Below are 16,591 nucleotides of genomic sequence, written 5' to 3' on the forward strand. Positions count from 1 at the left end.
CGCGGTCGTGTGGTCAGTCATCACCGGCGTCCGATCTCGAGCGCGCTGCGGTAGGTGTCCTGGGCGTCCTTGGTGACCTGCACCGAGGCCTGGAAGCCGCGCTGGGCCATCACCAGCTGGGTCAGCTGCGTCGCGAGGTCGTTCTCGGGCGCGCGGACGTTGCCGTCGGCGTCGGCCAGCGGGCTGTCCGGATCGGAGACGACGCGACCCTCCGGGTCGGTGAGGGCCATGCCGACGATCTCCACCCCGCCCCCGGCGGCCGCCCGGACGATCGGGCTCTGGGCCTGGAACGCGGTCTCGTCGGTGCGCACGACCGTGTTGACGTTCGCGATGTTGCTGGCCAGCGCGTCCAGCCAGGTCTGGTGCATGCCCAGGGAGGAGCTGGCGATGCGCAGCGCGTCGAAGGCGCCCATCAGGGAGCCGCCACCGTGCGGATCAGGTCGAAGCGGTCGCTGGTGGCGCGCGTGACCATCTGGTACTGGAACTGGGACTGCACCGCCGCCAGGGTCTCCTTGCGGAGGTCGACGTTGTTGCCGTTGGCGCCGACGGGGGTGTCGGTGGCGGTCAGCGTCGGGGTGAGGGCGAGGTCGCTCGGTCCGGTCGCCCCGGAGCCGATGGCGGCGCGCAGGCTGGTCTCGAAGTCGACGCTGCTCGCGCGGTAGTGCGGGGTGTCGACGTTGGCGATGTTGTCAGCGATGACGCGCTGGCGCAGGGCGATCCCGTCGAGCGCGGACCCGAGGACCGCACCGACCGGATCGGACAGGTGGAACGACACGCCTGGCCTCCGATGAAAGACAAGGGGGGTGGGGGCCGTTCCGTCGGCGGGGGGCGAGCGATCCGTGCTCAGAACAGGTCATCGGCGGACCTGCGACGCGGTTGAGGAAATCTGGAGGGAAAGTGGGTCCGGACGTGCGGTTCGGTGGTCCTGAGCGGGCTCAGGCCGTGACGTCGACGTACACGGCGGCGCCGTCCTGGCGGGTCGCCCGGTCCACGCGGGCGGCAAACTCGTGCTGGCGTGCGATGGTGCCGAGCGCGTCGGTCATCGCGGCCTGGACCCGGCGCTGTCGCTCGCGGAGGGCGATGGCCCGGTCCCGCAGGTCGGCCGGGATCGGGCCATCGAGCATCGGCTCGTCCCAGTCCTCCGGTGCGGGACGGGAGGGATCCTCGAGCATCCGCTCGGCGCGGATCACGTCCAGCTCCAGCCGGTCGAGTGCCGTGGCCCAGTGCAGGTGGTGCCGCCGGGCCGCGCGGGCCGGGTCGTCGACGCCCCTGGCGGGGGCGCTCATGCCGTCTCGGCGAGCAGCGTGCCGGCGGCCTCGCGCCAGGTGTCGCGGAGCGTGGTGACGGTCTGCAGGCAGTACTCGGCGACCTGGAGGTCCTTGACCATGTTGGCCCGGACCAGCTCGTGGTGGAGGTAGTCGTAGAGCGACGCGAGACCGGCCGCGCCGGCCCAGACCGTCACGTCGAGGCTGGCGTTGAGCTCGAGGACGATCTCCTGGGCGTGCAGCAGCGGCTCGTGGGCCTGGCTCGGCTCACCCCGCCGCAGCGCCTCCGTGCCCCGCTGGACGTCGACGACCAACCGCTCGCAGAGCATCACCAGCAGCTGCGACGGCGTCGCCGTGGAGACGGAGGCCGCGAGGTAGGTCTCGCGCGGGTTGGGCATCGTCATCGGTCAACCTTTCGTGGTCACGAGTACGTCGGGAGGCTGGCGATCTGGCCCGCGAGCCAGCTGCTCTGGCTCTGCAGGTTCGAGAGCGCGGTCTCGAGCGCGGTGTACTGGCGCTGGAGGGAGGCGCGCCGCATCTCCAGGCGCGTGTCCCAGGCCTCGATGCTCTTGGTGAGCCGGTCGACGGTGGAGGTGTGTCCGGTGACGGCGTTCGTGATGGTGCCGTTGTAGGAGTCGGTCGCCGCCTTGGCGACCGACTCGACCCGGGCCGCCCAGCCGTTGGCCTCGGGCGTGGCGCCGGTGGTGAACTTCGCGGCGACACCCGCCGGGTCCGCGGCGTACGCCTCCTTGAACTTCTCGGCGTCGAAGGTGAGCTTGCCGTAGCGGTCGGTCTGGATGCCGAGCGGCGCCATCGAGGTGGTGCCGTCGCCGAAGACCGTGTTCAGCAGCTGGTTGCGCAGGGCGCGGGCGGTGGAGTCGCCGGACAGGACGCCGGCGCTCGTGGTGCTGGTCTTGGCGGCCGTCTGGGTGTCGATCTTCGTGAGCAGCGCGTTGAGCTGGTCGACGAGCGACGAGACCGAGGCCGTGATCGAGGTGCTGTTCCGGGCCACCGAGACGGCGGAGCTCGTGCCCACCGTGGTGGTCGCGCCGAGCGTCACGCTGACGCCCGGCATCAGGTCGGTGAAGGTGTTGGTGGAGGAGGTCGCGACGATGCCGGCGCCCAGGCTGATCTGGGCGTCGGTGCCGGCGCGCACCGTGGCGCCGCCCAGCAGGTCGCTGCCGTCGCCGTTCGTCAGCGTGAACGCCGAGGCTGCGCCGGTCGTCGTCGACTCGGCGAGCAGGCGGTAGCTGCCATCGGCGACCCGGACGGCGGTGGCCTTCACGCCGGTGGTCTCCGTCGCCGCGTTGATCGCCGCGACCAGGTCCTCGAGGGAGCCCGAGCCGGCGTCGATCTGGTGCGGGACCCCGTCGGAGCCGGTGATCGTCACCTGCGGCTGGGAGACCACGTCGGTCAGCGCGGCGGGCGTGGTGAAGCCCAGCTGGTGGCTGACGGCCAGTCGGTCGACGGTGAAGGAGAAGGAGGACGCGGAGGCGCCGGCGGCGACGTCGACGGTGACGCCGGTGCCGGTCGCGGTGCCCTGCAGCGTCTGCCAGGTCTCGGCCTTGGCGAGCTTGGCGGCGTTGCCGGCCAGCAGGGTGGTGTCGGTGTTGAGCGCGCGCAGCGCGGTCAGGATCGCGTTCTCGCGGTCCTTCTGGCCCGAGAGCTTCACCTGCGGGATCCGCTCCAGCTGCATGAGCTGGTCGATGATCTCGGCGGTGTTCAGGCCACTGGCCAGGCCGCTGATGCTGCTGCTGGGCACGAGGAGCCTCCTGCTCGGACGACCGGGTTGACGACGGCGTTGGCGACGGTGTGGGCGACGGTGTGGGCGACGGAGCGGCGATGAGGACGTCGCCCACAAGGCCCCGGGGGAGCGCGAGCGCTCCCCCGGGAACCTTCGGGTTCGGCGGTGGGTCAGCCTCCGGCCGACCCACCGGCGAGATCAGCGCAGCAGGGAGAGGACGCCCTGCGGGGCCTGGTTGGCCTGGGCCAGCATCGCCGTGCCGGCCTGCGAGAGGATCTGCGAACGGGTGAAGTTCATCATCTCGCTGGCCATGTCCGTGTCGCGGATCCGGCTCTCGGAGGCCGAGAGGTTCTCCTGCGTCACGTTCAGGTTGTTGATGGTGTGCTCGAACCGGTTCTGCAGCGCACCGAGGTTCGCGCGGGAGGTGGAGACCGCCTTGATCGCCTTGTCGATGTCGTCGATCGCGGAGGTCGCGCCGGCCTGCGTGGTCAGGTCGATCCCGTCGACCCCGAGGTCGATGGAGGAGAACCCACCGGTGCTGGCACCCGCGGCGGTGTTGGTGGTCGCCGCGGACAGGCCGCCGGTCACGGCGATCGCAGCCGTGTTGCCGGTCTTGCTGGTGACCACGAGGCCACCGGTCTTCTGGTCGACGCTCGCCGAGTAGACGGCCGAGAAGTTGGCGTCGTTGTTCAGCTGGCCGGCGATGTCGTGCGCGTCGCTGCTGACGGTCAGCGCGGCGGTGGTGGTGACCACGCCGCCCTGGGTGAAGACGGCGGCGGCCGCGGTGGTGGCGGCGGCGCCGTTGTTCCACGACGACTTGGCGGCGCTGGTGTTGCCCGAGTTGATCTTGACGTCGATCGTGTCACCCGAGGCGTAGCCGACCTGGAACTTGCCGTCGAAGTTGCCCTTCAGCAGGTCGATGTTGTTGAAGGTGGTCTTCTCCGCGATCCGGGTCAGCTCCTCCTTCAGCGCGTCGGACTCGGCCTCGATCGCCTTGCGCGAGTCGGTGTCGTTGGAGTCGTTCGCCGACTGCACGGCCAGGTCGCGCATGCGCTGCAGGATGGAGTGGGTCTCGGTGAGCGCACCTTCAGCGGTCTGCACGACGCTGACGCCGTCCTGCGCGTTGCGCACGGCGACCTTGATACCGCCCACCTGCGAGCGCAGGCCCTCCGAGATCGCCAGGCCGGCGGCGTCGTCCGCGGCCCGGTTGATGCGGTAACCGCTCGACAGCTTCTCGAGCGACTTGGACATCTGGCCCTGGGTCACCGACAGGTTGCGGTAGGAGTTGAGGGCGTCGATGTTCTGGTTGATGCGGAGACTCATGATGATTCCTTCCTGGATCTGTGAGTCGGTTCTGGAGCCCGTCCGTGGGCGCCTTCAGGTGGTCCGATCGGCCGGCATCGGCAACGCCTGAGGGGATCGACGCAGAATTCTCGGGACTTCCTCTGCGGCGATCCCCTCGGGGCGTTCGCGTTCTGGAATTGTGGGGAGGAGGTGCTGCGGGGAGGCCCGTCAGGCGCTGGCGGTGATCGTGCTCCGGCCGGCGGCCTGCCCTCGCAGTCCCGACGCATGCCGGGCGGCGACCGCCGCGAAGTAGGCCTCCCGGCGCCGGGCGGCGGCTCCGCCCGGACGCGCGGCCTCGGGCACCAGGTCCGGCTCGAGCTCGTGGTTGAGGGCGTCGCGCAGCAGCACCAGCGCCTCGGCCCGCAGCTGCGACACCCGGGACTCGGTGACCCCGAGCGTGGCGGCGATCTCCGCCATCGGCCGCTCGGCGAGGAAGTACTGCTCCACGACGTGGCGCAGCCGCTCGGGCAGCTCCGCGATCGCCTCGGTGAGGTAGGTCAGTCGCTCCCGGTGCTCCAGCAGCGCCTCGGGGGTCGGGCTGCTGGAGACGAGGCCGTCGGCCAACGTGTCGTCCTCGGACGCGTGCAGGGACAGGACCTGGGCGCGGGCGACGTCGTCGTCGTTCGCGGCCACCTCCTCGGAGCTCAGACCGCAGGCCTGGGCGACCTCGACGGTCGTCGCGGGCCGGCCGAGCGTGGACGCCAGCCGCGACCGCGTGGCGTCGAGCTCGCGAGCCCGCCGTCGGACCGAGCGCGAGGCCCAGTCGACGCTGCGCAGCTCGTCGAGGATCGCGCCCCGGATGCGAGTGCTGGCGTAGCGGTTGAAGGGCACGCCCCGATCGGGGTCGTAGGCATGGGCAGCCTGGACAAGAGCGGCGAGTCCGGCGGAGCTCAGGTCGTCTCGGTCCACGTGCGAGGGGACCCTGGCCATCGTCTCGCGAACGATGTGGCCGACCAGGGGCACGTGGACCACGATCAACGCCTCGGAGCCCGGCGGGACGTCGTTGTCATGGGTCACGAACGCAATTGTGCATTTCAAGGACGGTCGTGTCCGGTTTTCTTTCGGAATCCTTGAACTTTTACGTTTCTCTGCCGGTGGCCTGGACCACATCGGTAGGGAAGGTGCCCTCCTGAGGCACAACCGGTCGCCGCGTTCCTCTAAGGAGACCGAACCCGGCGGCCGATGGGGCATCTCGACGCCAGCACCGGGAGTCCCCCCTGGTCTGGACCATCGAGACCATCTGTGGGAGTGACGTGGAGAAGCTGACCTGGGTCCTGTGGCAGGAGCGGGAGCTCCTGGAGACCCTGCTCTACCGCCTCGAGATCGAGGAGCTGGTGATGTCCACCGGTCGCACGCGCTGGTTGGCCAACGCCGCCCGCGACGTCGACGAGGCCGCTGCCGCCCTGCGCGAGATGGAGGTGCTGCGCGCCGTCGCCGCGGACGAGGCGGCCGAGAGCGCCGGGCTCGCGCCGAACGCCGCCCTCGGCGAGCTGATCGACGCCGCGCCGGAGCCCTGGGCGGGGATCCTGGTCGACCATCGCGACAGCTTCCTGTCGCTGACCGACGAGATCGCCCGGGTCGCCCAGTCCAACCGGGCGCTGATCGTCGCGGGTCTGCGCGCCACCCAGGACACGCTGCTCGGCATCGACCGCAGCGCGGCCACCTACACCGCCGCGGGCTCCGTGGACCACGGGGACACCCGCAGTGCGGTCATCGATCGGAGCCTGTGATGTCCAACCCCTTCTCGTCCATCAACACCGCGCTGTCGGCGCTGCGCTACCAGCAGGCGGCCCTCGACATCGCGAGCACCAATGTCGCGAACGCCTCCGTAGAGGGCTACGTGCGCCGCCGGGTCGTCGGTCAGACCGTCGGTGCGGCGGCCGCGCCCGCGGTCTGGTCGCGCTCGAACGAGATCGGCAGCGGCGTGCAGGCCAGCGGCGTACAGCGGCTCGTCGACCCGCTGTTGGACACCCGGGTCCGCCGCGAGCACGGCCGGCAGACCTACCTCGACCTCAAGGCAGCCGCGATGGCCCGGGTCGAGACCGGCATCGCCGAGCCCTCGGACAAGGGGGTCGCGCGGGCGGTCGAGACCTTCAAGAACGGCATCGCCGACCTCGAGAACGCGCCGAACACCGACGCCGCCCGGGGCCAGGTCCTGGCCAACGGCGCCCTGGTGGCCGACGCGTTCAACATCCAGGCCCACAACCTGCAGGACGAGCTGGGGGACCAGCGGGCCCGCGTGCTCGCGACCGTCAAGGAGGTCAACGACCTCGCCCAGCAGCTCGCCGCGACCAACCAGACGATCGCGGCCTCGAGCGGCGGCGGCGACACGGCGACGCTGATGGACACCCGCGACCAGATCGCGCTGCGCCTCGCCGAGCTCACCGGCGCGACTGCCACGCCGCGTCCCGACGGCGGCATGGACGTGATGGTGGGCGGCCAGCCGCTGGTCAGCGGACGGGATGCCTCGACCCTGCAGATCGCGAGCGGGATCAACCCCGACGGCACCGCCGACGGGGCGGCGGTGACCTTCCAGGTGCAGCCGCCGAGCGGAGCCGCGGTCGCGGTCGTGCCGTCGGCCGGCGAGCTCGCCGCGGGCGTCGAGCTGATCGACGTCGTGCTGCCCGACTACCTCGCCGAGCTGAACCAGCTGGTGGCGTCGTTCGCCGACGCCTTCAACGCGGCGCACCGGTCGGGCTACGACGCCACCGGCGCGGCCGGCGTCGACTTCTTCTCCTACGATCCCGCGGACCCGGCCGGCACGATCAAGGTCGCGATCACCTCCACCGGGCAGGTCGCGATCTCCTCGGTGCCCAGCACCGTGCCCGGGCAGGGCAACAACAGCACCGGCAACGCCGAGGTCCTCGCCGGCTCGATCACCATCGCGGACGGCTACCAGCGCCTGGTCAACGGCTTCGGCACCGCCGTCGCCTCGGTGCAACGGCTCGCCGACAACCAGCGGGTGATGTCCCAGCAGGTCGATGCGGCCCGCGAGCAGCTCACCGGCGTGAGCATCGACGAGGAGTCGGTCAACCTGGTGATGGCGCAACGCTCGTACGAGGCGGCGGCCCGGGTGATGACCACCGTCGACTCGATCCTCGACACCCTGATCAACCGCACCGGGCTGGTCGGCCGATGAACCGGCCCGCTCGGCAGCTCGCCTCGACGGGAGGACCCCGATGACACTCGTCCGCACCACCCAGAACATGCTCAGCCGGCAGTCCTTCACCGGCATGCAGGCGGCGATGGCCCGCGTGGCCAAGGCGCAGGAGCAGCTGAGCACCGGGCGCCTGATCAACCGCCCGTCGGACGACCCGACCGGCGCCACCACCGCGATGCGGATCCGGTCGTCGCTGGCGAGCGAGAAGCAGTTCGTCCGCAACGCCGACAGCGCGGTCGGCTGGCTCGACCAGACCGACGGCACGCTCTCGACGATCGGCAACCAGCTCTCGCGGGCGCGCGACATCGCGCTCCAGGGTGCCAACACCGGAGCCATGGGCCCGGAGGCGCGACTCGCGCTCGCCACGGAGGTCGACCAGATCCGGGAGGGGCTGATCACCTCGGCGAACACCCAGTACCTGGACCGGCCGATCTTCGGCGGCATCACCGCGGGCCAGAAGGCCTACCACCCCGACGGCACCCTCGCCGACCCGGACGCCGTCAACCTCGGGAGCGTCGGCGGCGTGCACCGCACGATCGCCGACGGCGTACGGATGCGGATCGACCTCGAGGGGCCTCAGGTCTTCGGCGGCTCCCCGGACTCGGTCTTCGACCACCTGGCGGCGCTCTCGGCCGCGTTGAAGAGCGCCGACTCCGTGGGCATCGAGGCCGCCATCGACCGCCTCAAGGTCGATGCCGACCGGGTCACGAACGCCCAGTCGGAGATCGGTGCCCGCACGGTCCGGGTCGAGCGGGCGCGCGACGTCGCGACCGACGCCCACCTCACCCTCACCAACGCCCTGTCGGAGGTCGAGAACGTCGACCTCGCCCGGGCGACCGTCGACCTCGGTCTCCAGGAGGTCGCCTACCAAGCCGCCCTGGGCGCGACCGCCCGGGTCCTCCAGCCGAGCCTCTTGGACTTCCTGCGATGACTCTCACCCACGCCCTTGACATGATGGCCGTCCCCGAATCCGCCGACGGAGGTCTCGTGGCCGAGAACCACGCCCCGGTGATCGACATCCCGGTGATCGACATGGTGCTCCCGATGCCGGGCTTCCCCGAGCACCGGAGCTGGGCCCTCGTCCAGGTCGACGACAGCAGCGACCTGGGCAGCCTGAGCTCGCTCGACGAGCAGGGGCTGCGCTTCCTGGTCGTGCCGCCCGCGGCGTTCTTCCCCGACTACGCGCCCGAGGTGGGCGACGACGTCGTCGCCGCCCTCGGCATCGAGTCGGCCGCGGACGTCCTGGTGCTGGTCGTGCTCACCACCGGCCGCGGGCTGCACGACACGACCGCCAACCTGGCGGCACCGGTGCTCGTCAACCTCACCACCCGTCGCGCGGGTCAGGTCGTGCTCGACCAGCCGGGCCTGCCGGTGGCCGCGCCGCTGCTCGGGTGAGCACCGGCCACCTGTCCAGCCATCCGTCCAGTCGCGTTGGTGGCATCCCGGTCGGCGCACCCGGCTCGCCCGGTACGGTGGGCACATGCTGGTTCTGAGTCGCCGGGCGGGGGAGAGCGTCGTCCTGGGCGAGGACATCACGGTCACGGTCCTCGAGGTCCGCGGCGACGTGGTGCGGATCGGCATCGACGCCCCTCGCTCCCTGCGGGTGCACCGCGCCGAGCTGCTCGCCCAGCTCGAGGAGAGCAACCGTCAGGCCGCGTCCCCCAGCGCCGATCTGGTCGCCCAGCTGTCGAAGGCCCTCGGCCGCGACCGAGACACCGACTCCGACTGACCCGCGAGCCGGCACCCACCACGCCCGTGACTGCCGGGCGCCGGTGGTTTCGAGGCTCGGGCCTGGCGGCCCTCACGCCTCAACCACCGAGTGCGAGGTCGGTGGTTGAGGTGCGAGGAGCGCCAGCGACGAGCCTCGAAACCAACTGCCGGACGTCCGAGGGCCGACGACGGCGGCGGTGTGGCCCAGCCCACGCCGGAAATTGGTTGTTCGAGGCAACGAAGCCGGAATATGGTTGCCGTCGGCAACCTTTTACCTGGCATGAATCGAGCTTCCGTGACGCAGGCGCCTGACGCCCCCTCCCCAGCTCCGGCCTCCGCGGAGGAGTCCGGAGAGATGACCCACCGGCAGATCCTGGAGGCCCTCAGCGGCCTGCTGCTGGCGATGTTCGTGGCGATGCTCTCGAGCACCGTCGTCTCCAACGCCCTGCCCCGCATCGTCTCCGACCTGCACGGCAGCCAGACCGGCTACACGTGGGTCGTCGTCGCGACGATGCTCGCGATGACCGCGACCACCCCGATCTGGGGCAAGCTCTCCGACCTCTTCAGCAAGAAGCTGCTGGTCCAGCTCGCGCTCGTCATCTACATCATCGGCTCGCTGGTCGCCGCGATGGCGCCGAGCATGGGGGTGCTGATCGGTGCGCGTGTCGTGCAGGGCCTGGGCGTGGGCGGCCTGACCGCACTGGTGCAGGTCGTGATCGCGACGATGATCTCCCCGCGCGAGCGCGGCCGCTACTCCGGCTACCTGGGCGCGGTGTTCGCGCTGGCCACCGTGAGCGGCCCGCTCATCGGCGGCGTGATCGTCGACTCCGCCCTCGGCTGGCGCGGCTGCTTCTTCGTCGGCCTGCCGTTCGCGATCGCCGCCTTCTTCCTGCTGCAGAAGACGCTGCACCTGCCCGTCGTACGCCGTCAGGTCGACATCGACTACGCCGGGGCGACGCTGATCATCGCGGGCGTCTCCACGCTGCTGATCTGGGTGAGCCTCGCCGGCAACAACTTCGCGTGGGGCTCCTGGGCGAGCATCGGCATGGTCGTGCTCGGGGTCGTGCTGCTGACCGTGGCCGTGTACGTCGAGGCGCGGGTCGCCACGGACCCGGTCATCCCGCTCCGCCTCTTCAAGGACCGCACGATCACGCTGGCGACGATCGCCTCGGTCATGGTCGGCGTCGCGATGTTCGGCTCGACGGTCTACCTGAGCCAGTACTTCCAGACCGCTCGCGGCATGAGCCCGACCGAGGCCGGCCTGATGTCGATCGCGATGGTCGGCGGGCTGTTCGTCTCGAGCATCGTCAGCGGCCGGATCATCACCGCGACGGGTCGCTGGAAGCGGTTCCTCGTCGGCGGCATGGTGCTCGTCGTCGTGGGGCTGGCGCTGCTCGGCACCATCGACGAGACCACGAGCCTGCTCGTCATCGGCTTCTTCATGGCCATCCTCGGCGTCGGCATGGGCGCGACCATGCAGAACCTCGTGCTCGCCGTCCAGAACAACGTCCCGATGTCCGACATGGGCGCCGCGAGCGCGGTCGTCGCGTTCTTCCGCTCGATGGGCGGCTCGATCGGCGTCTCGGCGCTGGGCGCGCTGCTCAGCCACCAGGTGGCGACCAAGGTGACCGACGGCCTGCACCTGATCGGCATCTCGACCACCAGCCACGAGAGCCACTCGATCCCCGACCTGGGCGCGCTGCCGGCGCCGGTGCGGGCGGTGTTCGAGAGCGCCTTCGGGCAGTCGTTCGGCGAGATCTTCCTGGTTGCCGCGCCGTTCGCGCTCATCGCGCTGGTCTGCGTCGCCCTGATCAAGGAGGTGCCGCTGCGTACCTCCAACCTCGAGTCGTACGCCGAGGCGGCGCCCGAGGTCGCCGCCGAGCTCCGCTCGGGGGTCGTCGAGGCGGAGGCCCGGCGGTGACCACCGCCGTCGGCGCCGAGGTCGACCGCGCCGAGCTGCTCGGTGAGCTCGAGCGCGAGGTCGGCGTGATGATCGGCCGGATCCGCCGCCTGCTCCGCGAGCGGGCCCGGACCGTGCACGAGGAGCTGCAGTCGTCGACGTACCTGCTGCTGTCGTGGCTCGACACGCGCGGGCCGCTGCGCGCCTCGGAGATCTCCGAGACGTTCGGGATCGACAAGGGCGCGATCAGCCGGCAGGTGCAGCACCTGATCGAGCTGGGCCTGGTCGATCGCGCGCCCGACCCCGACGACGGCCGCGCCACGCTGCTGTCGGCCAGCGAGACGGCGCGGACCCGGCTGGTCGCCGTCAAGGAGGCCAGCCGGCTCTGGCTCGACCAGCGGCTGGGCGACCTCCCCGACGAGGACCTCGCGGAGTTCGTCGGACTGCTCGGCCGCTACAACGTCGCGCTCGGAGGCTGAGCCCTCACCGCAGCCAGGCGGCGGTGTCCGGCGGCAGCTCGGTGTCGACGGGTCCGGTGGCGAGGAGCACCTCGCCGGCGGGCAGGGCCACCGGCGTCGTGCCGCAGTTGAGCACCGCGGTCACCGGGCCGCGCCGGAACGCCACCACGTCGGCGCCCAGGTCGAGCAGCTCGACGTCGTCGCCCGCGCTCGTCGCGAACGTGCGCCGGGCGGCCAGCGCCGCGCGGTAGAACTCGAGCATGGAGTCGGCGTCGCCGGTCTCGGCCTCGACCGTGAGCGGCGCCCAGTCGTCGGGCTGCGGGATCCACGGCTGGCCCGCGCCCGGCCCGAAGTCGTACGGCGCGGCGCTGCCGCGCCACGGGATCGGCACCCGGCAGCCGTCGCGGCCGCCCTCGCCGGTGCGCAGGAAGAAGGGGTCCTGGCGGTGCTCCGGGGCGACCTCGACCTCGGGCAGGCCGAGCTCCTCCCCCTGGTAGAGGTACGCCGAGCCCGGCAGCGCCAGCATCGTCAGCGTGGCCGCCCGCGCGCGGGCCGGGCCGATCGCGCCGCCGCCGTACCGCGTCACGTGCCGCACCACGTCGTGGTTGCTCAGCACCCAGGTCGGCGAGCCGCCGACGAGGCCGACGGCCGCCATCGTGCCGCGCACCACCTCGGTGAACTCCTCGGCCGACCAGGAGGCGAGCAGCCACGCGAAGTTGAACGCCTGGCTGAACTCGTCGGGCCGGATGTAGGCGGCCATCGACTCCGGTGTCTGCGTCCACGCCTCGGCGACGAACATCCGGTCGCCGTCGTACTTCGCGAGCACCTCGTGCCAGCGGCGGTAGACGTCGTGGACCTCGGGCTGGTCCCACATCGGCTCGTCGCGCACGGTGCGCTCGACCATCGGCACGTCGGCGGCGTCGCGGGCGTCGCTGCTCGCGGTCCCGCCTGCCGCGACGACCTGGTCGCGCAGGCCCTCCTCCTTGAAGAGGCCGTGGGCCACGTCGACGCGGAAGCCGTCCACGCCCCGGTCGAGCCAGAAGCGCAGCACGTCGACGAACATGTCGCCGACCTCCGGGTTGCGCCAGTTGAGGTCGGGCTGGCTGCTGTCGAACAGGTGGAGGTAGTACTGGCCATCCGGTGCCTGGGTCCACGCCGGGCCGCCGAAGACCGACATCCAGTTGTTGGGCAGCGAGCCGTCGGACTTCGCGGCGCGGAAGACGTAGCGGTCGCGCTCGGGGCTGCCCGGGCCGGCGGCGAGCGCGGCCCGGAACCACTCGTGCTCGCTCGAGGTGTGGTTGGGCACCAGGTCGACGATCACCTTCAGGCCCAGCTCGTGCGCCCGCTCGATCATCTCGTCGGCGTCGGCGAGGGTGCCGAAGAGCGGGTCCACGTCGCGGTAGTCGGCCACGTCGTACCCGTGGTCGTGCTGGGGCGAGGTGTAGAAGGGCGAGAGCCAGATCGCGTCGACGCCGAGGTCGCGCAGGTACGGCAGCCGCGAGGTGATGCCGGGCAGGTCGCCGACGCCGTCGCCGTTCCCGTCCGCGAAGCTGCGGGGGTAGATCTGGTAGGTCACCGCGTGCCGCCACCACTCCTGAGCCGGCATTTGATCGTTCAAACCCATGCGCTCATCCTAGGTGCTCAGGCGAAGGCCGCCGGATCGACGGCGATCCACAGGTGCTCGGCGCTGCCGAGCAGCTCGCCGTCGGCGTCGTAGAGCGCCGACGCCGTGAACGTCTTGCGCCCCTCGGTACGCCGGCCCAGCCCGACGACCACGTGCTCGGCGCCGACCTCGGGCAGCCGGTCGACCCGAGCGGTCATCCGGGCCAGCACCATCAGCCGCTCCTCGAGGTCGCCGGCCCAGCCGCCGACGCAGTCGAGCGCCGCCCAGGTCGTGGCGGGCAGGACGTCCGCGACCGACGCGTCGGGCGTCCAGGTGGCCGCGACCCGGGCGCTGCCCTCCTGGTCGGCGACCCGGCCGGGGAAGATCCGCAGCCCGTCACCGCGATCGCGCGCCGTGCCGCAGGAGAAGCAGGTCGGGAACGGGTGCGACGTGAGCCCGGCGTACGCCGCCTCGGCCGCCCGCGCCTCGGCCGGCGGCACCCAGGCGACCACCGCCAGGTCGCCGGCTGCCGGATCGGCCCGCAGCACCGCAGCCCCGTCGTGGCTCGCGACGCGCGCGTCGTCCTCGACCCCGATCGGCATCGGGGTGTCGAGCGGCGGCGGCGCGAACAGCGACACCGACACGACCGGTGCGTCGACGTGGGCGGCCAGCGCCCCGGCGGACCAGCCGCCGTTGCCGGAGGACGGGGGGCCGCAGAAGCGGCGGGGGACGGTCAGCAGTGGATCGGACACGAGCCGACCGTTCCACGGCGGCCGGGCCCGGGTCCACCCCGCGGCTCCCCGGGGTCTGCGTCAGCGGATCTCGTGCCAGCGCGCCAGCGCCTCGCGCCGCTCCGTGGCGTGGTCGACGACGGGCCGGGGGTAGCCGGCCGCCGCCCGGTCCGCGGGGCTCGGGTCGTGCGGGTCGGCGGCCGCGGCGAGCTCGGGCACCCACCGGCGCACGTAGTCGCCGTCGGGGTCGAACCGGCGGCCCTGGGCGGTCGGGTTGAAGACCCGGAAGTACGGCGCGGCGTCGACGCCGCTGCCCGCCGCCCACTGCCAGTTCTGCTGGTTCGAGGCCAGGTCGCCGTCGACCAGCCAGCGCAGGAAGTGCCGGGCGCCGTGCCGCCACTCCACGTGCAGGTCCTTGACCAGGAAGCTCGCGACCACCATCCGCACCCGGTTGTGCATCCAGCCGGTCGCCCGCAGCTGGCGCATGCCGGCGTCGACGAGCGGGAAGCCGGTGCGGCCCTCGCGCCACGCGTCGAACCGCGCGCCCGGCTCGTCGTACCGCATCCGCGCGTAGGCCGGCCGCAGGTACTCCCGCGCCGTCTCGGGCCGTGCCCACAACACGTCGGCGAAGAACTCCCGCCAGGCCAGCTCGGTGCGGTACGCCGCGGCCCCGGTGCTGCGCATCCGGGCCAGGTCGGCGAGCATCGTGCGCGGGTGGATCTCGCCCCACCGCAGGTGCGCCGACATCCGCGAGGTGGCGTCGAGGTCGGGCCGGTCGCGCTCCTCGTCGTACGCCGCGACGGTCTCGAGCAGCTCCCGCCACCGGCGCCCGGCCGCCGCCTCGCCGGCCTCGGGGAGCTCCAGGCGGGCGGGGAGCGCCGGGTCGGGGAGGTCGGCCGTGCCCTCGTCGAGCGTCAGCCAGCTCCCGCCGCGGGGCGCGTCGACCGGCCCTCGCCAGCCGTGGTCGGCCCAGGCGCGCGAGAAGGGGGTGAAGACCTGGTACGCCGCGCCCGCCCCGGTCGTCACCCGGCCCGGGGCGACGGCGTACGGCGAGCCGGTGCGGACCAGCTCGACGCCCCGCTCGGCCAGGGCCCGCTCGACGGCCGCGTCGCGCCGGCTCCCGTACGGGCCGAAGTCGGCGCTCACGTGCACCCGGCCGGCGCCGACCGCGCGGGCGGCCAGCGGCACCCGGCGCACCGGGTCGCCCCGGACCACCGACAGCCGCGATCCGCGCCGCCGCAGATCGCGGTCGAGACCCCGCAGCGACGCGGCGAGGTAGGCCCGCCGGCTGGGCCCCGCCGGCCGCCAGAGGGCGGGGTCGAGGACGAACAGCGCGAGCACCGGGCCGTCGGCCGCCGCCTCCAGCAGAGCGGGGTTGTCACTGAGTCGCAGGTCACGTCGGAACCACATGACCGCGGGTGTGGCGGCGCCCATCGTCGCCATCCTGTCAGTGGATTCGCGGATGGGACACAATGGCTCGCGTGAGCGATCTGATCGACACCACCGAGATGTACCTCCGCACCATCTACGAGCTGGTCGAGGAGGGCATCATCCCGCTGCGCGCCCGGATCGCCGAGCGCCTCCACCAGAGCGGCCCGACGGTCTCGCAGACCGTGGCCCGGATGGAGCGCGACGGTCTGCTGACCGTCGAGGGCGACCGGCACCTCCAGCTCACCGACGAGGGGCTGCGGCTGGCGACCCGGGTGATGCGCAAACACCGGCTGGCCGAGCGGCTGCTCACCGACGTGATCGGGCTCGAGTGGGAGCTCGTGCACGAGGAGGCCTGCCGCTGGGAGCACGTGATGTCCGAGACGGTCGAGCGCCGGCTGATCAAGCTGCTCGACCACCCCACGGAGTCGCCCTACGGCAACCCGATCCCGGGGCTCGACGAGCTCGGGCAGCGCGAGAACGTCGAGGGCTTCATGGAGGGCGTCGAGCCGCTCTCCGAGGCGGCCGGGCCGACCGAGCGCCGGGTGCTGGTGCGCCGGATCTCCGAGGAGATGCAGAAGGACGAGATCCTGATGAGCGCGATGCGGCGGGTCGGCGCGCTCCCGGACAAGACCGTGACGGTCATCGCGACCGAGGAGGGCGTGCTGGTCGGCAGCGGCGGCGAGACCGCGGAGATCGTGCCCGAGGCGGCCGACCACATCTTCGTGCGCAAGCTCTGATCCGACCCTGGATCACCCAGATGGGTGAATAATGCCCCCGTTGGGGTCAGCACGAGGCAATTGTGGACGAACGTTGTCCGTGCTGTTGGGGTTCTGTTGCCGACTCGGCGGTAACTTGCCATCGGCGCGGCAGGGACGCGGCGTCGAGGGGGGCTGCCATTCTGTGGCAGTGGGAAGGTCGACATGGAGATCATCGAGCTCGATGGAGCGGTGCGCGTACGAGGCGAACGCAGCCTGGTCGTCGGTCACGGGCTGACCGGCCTGGACCGGGGGCTGGAGCCGCGCGAGTCGGTCGTGCTGCACACCCAGGACGGCGACTACTACGCCGCGCAGCTGCGCGGCATCGACTTCGAGGTCGAGGACACCGTCTACACCTTCGCCGTCGGGGCGCGGCTCCCGGAGAACCTCGCGCTCGAGCGCGTGGCCGGCCTCGACCCCGACCGGCACGACCTCTCGCTGCACGAGCTGGTCGACCTGCTCGGCGAGCTGCGCGGCCGCGCCGTCTGAG

19 protein-coding genes are annotated in these 16,591 nt (G+C 72.0%); 9 read left to right on the forward strand and 10 right to left on the reverse strand.

Translation table 11 applies throughout. The features are described 5' to 3' along the window. Positions 1-20: 20 nt before the first annotated feature. The 7 genes from KM427_RS05100 to KM427_RS05130 all read right to left on the reverse strand — a co-directional run bounded on the left by KM427_RS05100 (position 21) and on the right by KM427_RS05130 (position 5,370). Entirely contained in the window at positions 21-413 is a 393-nt protein-coding gene (locus tag KM427_RS05100; protein ID WP_183592914.1) for a flagellar basal body rod protein FlgC, read from the reverse strand. Beyond that, positions 413-775, reverse strand: coding sequence for a flagellar basal body rod protein FlgB (gene flgB / locus KM427_RS05105; RefSeq protein ID WP_183592915.1), 363 nt, complete (start codon positions 773-775; stop codon positions 413-415). Before flgB ends, KM427_RS05100 begins: the two co-directional genes overlap by 1 nt. 160 nt (positions 776-935) lie before the next feature. After that, the gene (locus tag KM427_RS05110; RefSeq protein ID WP_183592916.1) at positions 936-1,286 is read right to left on the reverse strand and encodes a hypothetical protein; all 351 of its coding nucleotides are present in this window, start codon (positions 1,284-1,286) and stop codon (positions 936-938) included. Further along, positions 1,283-1,669 (reverse strand): flagellar export chaperone FliS, encoded by a 387-nt coding sequence (fliS, locus tag KM427_RS05115; RefSeq protein WP_183592917.1) that lies wholly within the window; start codon positions 1,667-1,669, stop codon positions 1,283-1,285. Before fliS ends, KM427_RS05110 begins: the two co-directional genes overlap by 4 nt. A gap of 17 nt (positions 1,670-1,686) precedes the next feature. Next, positions 1,687-3,027, reverse strand: a complete 1,341-nt coding sequence (fliD, locus tag KM427_RS05120; protein ID WP_215526487.1) for a flagellar filament capping protein FliD — start codon at positions 3,025-3,027, stop codon at positions 1,687-1,689. Positions 3,028-3,207: 180 nt separating this feature from the next. Beyond that, positions 3,208-4,332 (reverse strand): flagellin N-terminal helical domain-containing protein, encoded by a 1,125-nt coding sequence (locus KM427_RS25685; RefSeq protein ID WP_215526488.1) that lies wholly within the window; start codon positions 4,330-4,332, stop codon positions 3,208-3,210. A gap of 189 nt (positions 4,333-4,521) precedes the next feature. Then, positions 4,522-5,370, reverse strand: a complete 849-nt coding sequence (locus tag KM427_RS05130) for a sigma-70 family RNA polymerase sigma factor (protein ID WP_252275072.1) — start codon at positions 5,368-5,370, stop codon at positions 4,522-4,524. 236 nt (positions 5,371-5,606) lie between these two features. On the opposite strand from KM427_RS05130, the gene KM427_RS05135 reads away from it, so the two are divergent. From KM427_RS05135 to KM427_RS05165, 7 genes are all read left to right on the forward strand, one after another. Beyond that, positions 5,607-6,083 carry a flagellar protein FlgN gene (locus KM427_RS05135; protein WP_183592921.1) on the forward strand — a complete coding sequence of 159 codons (477 nt, stop codon included), beginning with the start codon at positions 5,607-5,609 and terminating at the stop codon, positions 6,081-6,083. Continuing rightward, entirely contained in the window at positions 6,083-7,492 is a 1,410-nt protein-coding gene (gene flgK / locus KM427_RS05140; protein WP_215526490.1) for a flagellar hook-associated protein FlgK, read from the forward strand. Before KM427_RS05135 ends, flgK begins: the two co-directional genes overlap by 1 nt. 40 nt (positions 7,493-7,532) lie before the next feature. Further along, positions 7,533-8,444 (forward strand): flagellar hook-associated protein FlgL, encoded by a 912-nt coding sequence (gene flgL / locus KM427_RS05145; protein ID WP_215526491.1) that lies wholly within the window; start codon positions 7,533-7,535, stop codon positions 8,442-8,444. Further along, complete coding sequence (fliW, locus tag KM427_RS05150) at positions 8,441-8,908, forward strand: flagellar assembly protein FliW (RefSeq protein WP_246390588.1); 468 nt, start codon at positions 8,441-8,443, stop codon at positions 8,906-8,908. The genes flgL and fliW overlap by 4 nt, the downstream gene beginning before the upstream one ends. An 85-nt stretch (positions 8,909-8,993) precedes the next feature. After that, the gene (gene csrA / locus KM427_RS05155) at positions 8,994-9,242 is read left to right on the forward strand and encodes a carbon storage regulator CsrA (protein ID WP_183592924.1); all 249 of its coding nucleotides are present in this window, start codon (positions 8,994-8,996) and stop codon (positions 9,240-9,242) included. Between the two features lie 336 nt (positions 9,243-9,578). Further along, complete coding sequence (locus tag KM427_RS05160; RefSeq protein ID WP_215526492.1) at positions 9,579-11,144, forward strand: MDR family MFS transporter; 1,566 nt, start codon at positions 9,579-9,581, stop codon at positions 11,142-11,144. After that, on the forward strand, positions 11,141-11,602 hold the full coding sequence (locus KM427_RS05165) for a MarR family winged helix-turn-helix transcriptional regulator (protein WP_252275074.1): 462 nt from the start codon (positions 11,141-11,143) through the stop codon (positions 11,600-11,602). The genes KM427_RS05160 and KM427_RS05165 overlap by 4 nt, the downstream gene beginning before the upstream one ends. A 4-nt stretch (positions 11,603-11,606) precedes the next feature. On the opposite strand, the gene KM427_RS05170 is transcribed toward KM427_RS05165, so the two are convergent. The 3 genes from KM427_RS05170 to KM427_RS05180 are packed head-to-tail and all read right to left on the reverse strand — an operon-like array spanning position 11,607 to position 15,358. Then, the gene (locus tag KM427_RS05170) at positions 11,607-13,205 is read right to left on the reverse strand and encodes a glycoside hydrolase family 13 protein (protein WP_252275076.1); all 1,599 of its coding nucleotides are present in this window, start codon (positions 13,203-13,205) and stop codon (positions 11,607-11,609) included. 17 nt (positions 13,206-13,222) lie between these two features. After that, positions 13,223-13,936, reverse strand: a complete 714-nt coding sequence (locus tag KM427_RS05175) for a hypothetical protein (RefSeq protein ID WP_215526493.1) — start codon at positions 13,934-13,936, stop codon at positions 13,223-13,225. Positions 13,937-13,996: 60 nt separating this feature from the next. Next, on the reverse strand, positions 13,997-15,358 hold the full coding sequence (locus KM427_RS05180; protein ID WP_353846983.1) for a cryptochrome/photolyase family protein: 1,362 nt from the start codon (positions 15,356-15,358) through the stop codon (positions 13,997-13,999). A 38-nt stretch (positions 15,359-15,396) separates the two neighbouring features. Between KM427_RS05180 and KM427_RS05185 the strand changes: the two genes are divergently transcribed. Continuing rightward, positions 15,397-16,083: an iron-dependent transcriptional repressor DtxR gene (locus KM427_RS05185; protein WP_183592927.1), complete on the forward strand. Its 687-nt coding sequence runs from the start codon at positions 15,397-15,399 to the stop codon at positions 16,081-16,083. A 183-nt stretch (positions 16,084-16,266) separates the two neighbouring features. Then, positions 16,267-16,590 (forward strand): hypothetical protein, encoded by a 324-nt coding sequence (locus KM427_RS05190; protein WP_183592928.1) that lies wholly within the window; start codon positions 16,267-16,269, stop codon positions 16,588-16,590. Position 16,591 lies beyond the last annotated feature (1 nt).

Origin of the sequence: Nocardioides sp. LMS-CY, assembly GCF_018732145.1 — a bacterium.
In the GTDB taxonomy this organism is placed as follows: domain Bacteria; phylum Actinomycetota; class Actinomycetes; order Propionibacteriales; family Nocardioidaceae; genus Nocardioides; species Nocardioides soli.

Excerpts from the sequence above, each read along its gene's own strand:
- KM427_RS05100 (WP_183592914.1), bottom strand. The coding sequence starts at position 413 with ATGGGCGCCTTCGACGCGCTGCGCATCGCCAGCTCCTCCCTGGGCATG.
- KM427_RS05110 (WP_183592916.1), bottom strand. The coding sequence starts at position 1,286 with ATGAGCGCCCCCGCCAGGGGCGTCGACGACCCGGCCCGCGCGGCCCGG.
- fliS (WP_183592917.1), bottom strand. The coding sequence starts at position 1,669 with ATGACGATGCCCAACCCGCGCGAGACCTACCTCGCGGCCTCCGTCTCC.
- KM427_RS25685 (WP_215526488.1), bottom strand. The coding sequence starts at position 4,332 with ATGAGTCTCCGCATCAACCAGAACATCGACGCCCTCAACTCCTACCGC.
- flgK (WP_215526490.1), top strand. The coding sequence starts at position 6,083 with ATGTCCAACCCCTTCTCGTCCATCAACACCGCGCTGTCGGCGCTGCGC.
- flgL (WP_215526491.1), top strand. The coding sequence starts at position 7,533 with ATGACACTCGTCCGCACCACCCAGAACATGCTCAGCCGGCAGTCCTTC.
- fliW (WP_246390588.1), top strand. The coding sequence starts at position 8,441 with ATGACTCTCACCCACGCCCTTGACATGATGGCCGTCCCCGAATCCGCC.
- csrA (WP_183592924.1), top strand. The coding sequence starts at position 8,994 with ATGCTGGTTCTGAGTCGCCGGGCGGGGGAGAGCGTCGTCCTGGGCGAG.
- KM427_RS05160 (WP_215526492.1), top strand. The coding sequence starts at position 9,579 with ATGACCCACCGGCAGATCCTGGAGGCCCTCAGCGGCCTGCTGCTGGCG.
- KM427_RS05170 (WP_252275076.1), bottom strand. The coding sequence starts at position 13,205 with ATGGGTTTGAACGATCAAATGCCGGCTCAGGAGTGGTGGCGGCACGCG.
- KM427_RS05180 (WP_353846983.1), bottom strand. The coding sequence starts at position 15,358 with ATGGCGACGATGGGCGCCGCCACACCCGCGGTCATGTGGTTCCGACGT.
- KM427_RS05190 (WP_183592928.1), top strand. The coding sequence starts at position 16,267 with ATGGAGATCATCGAGCTCGATGGAGCGGTGCGCGTACGAGGCGAACGC.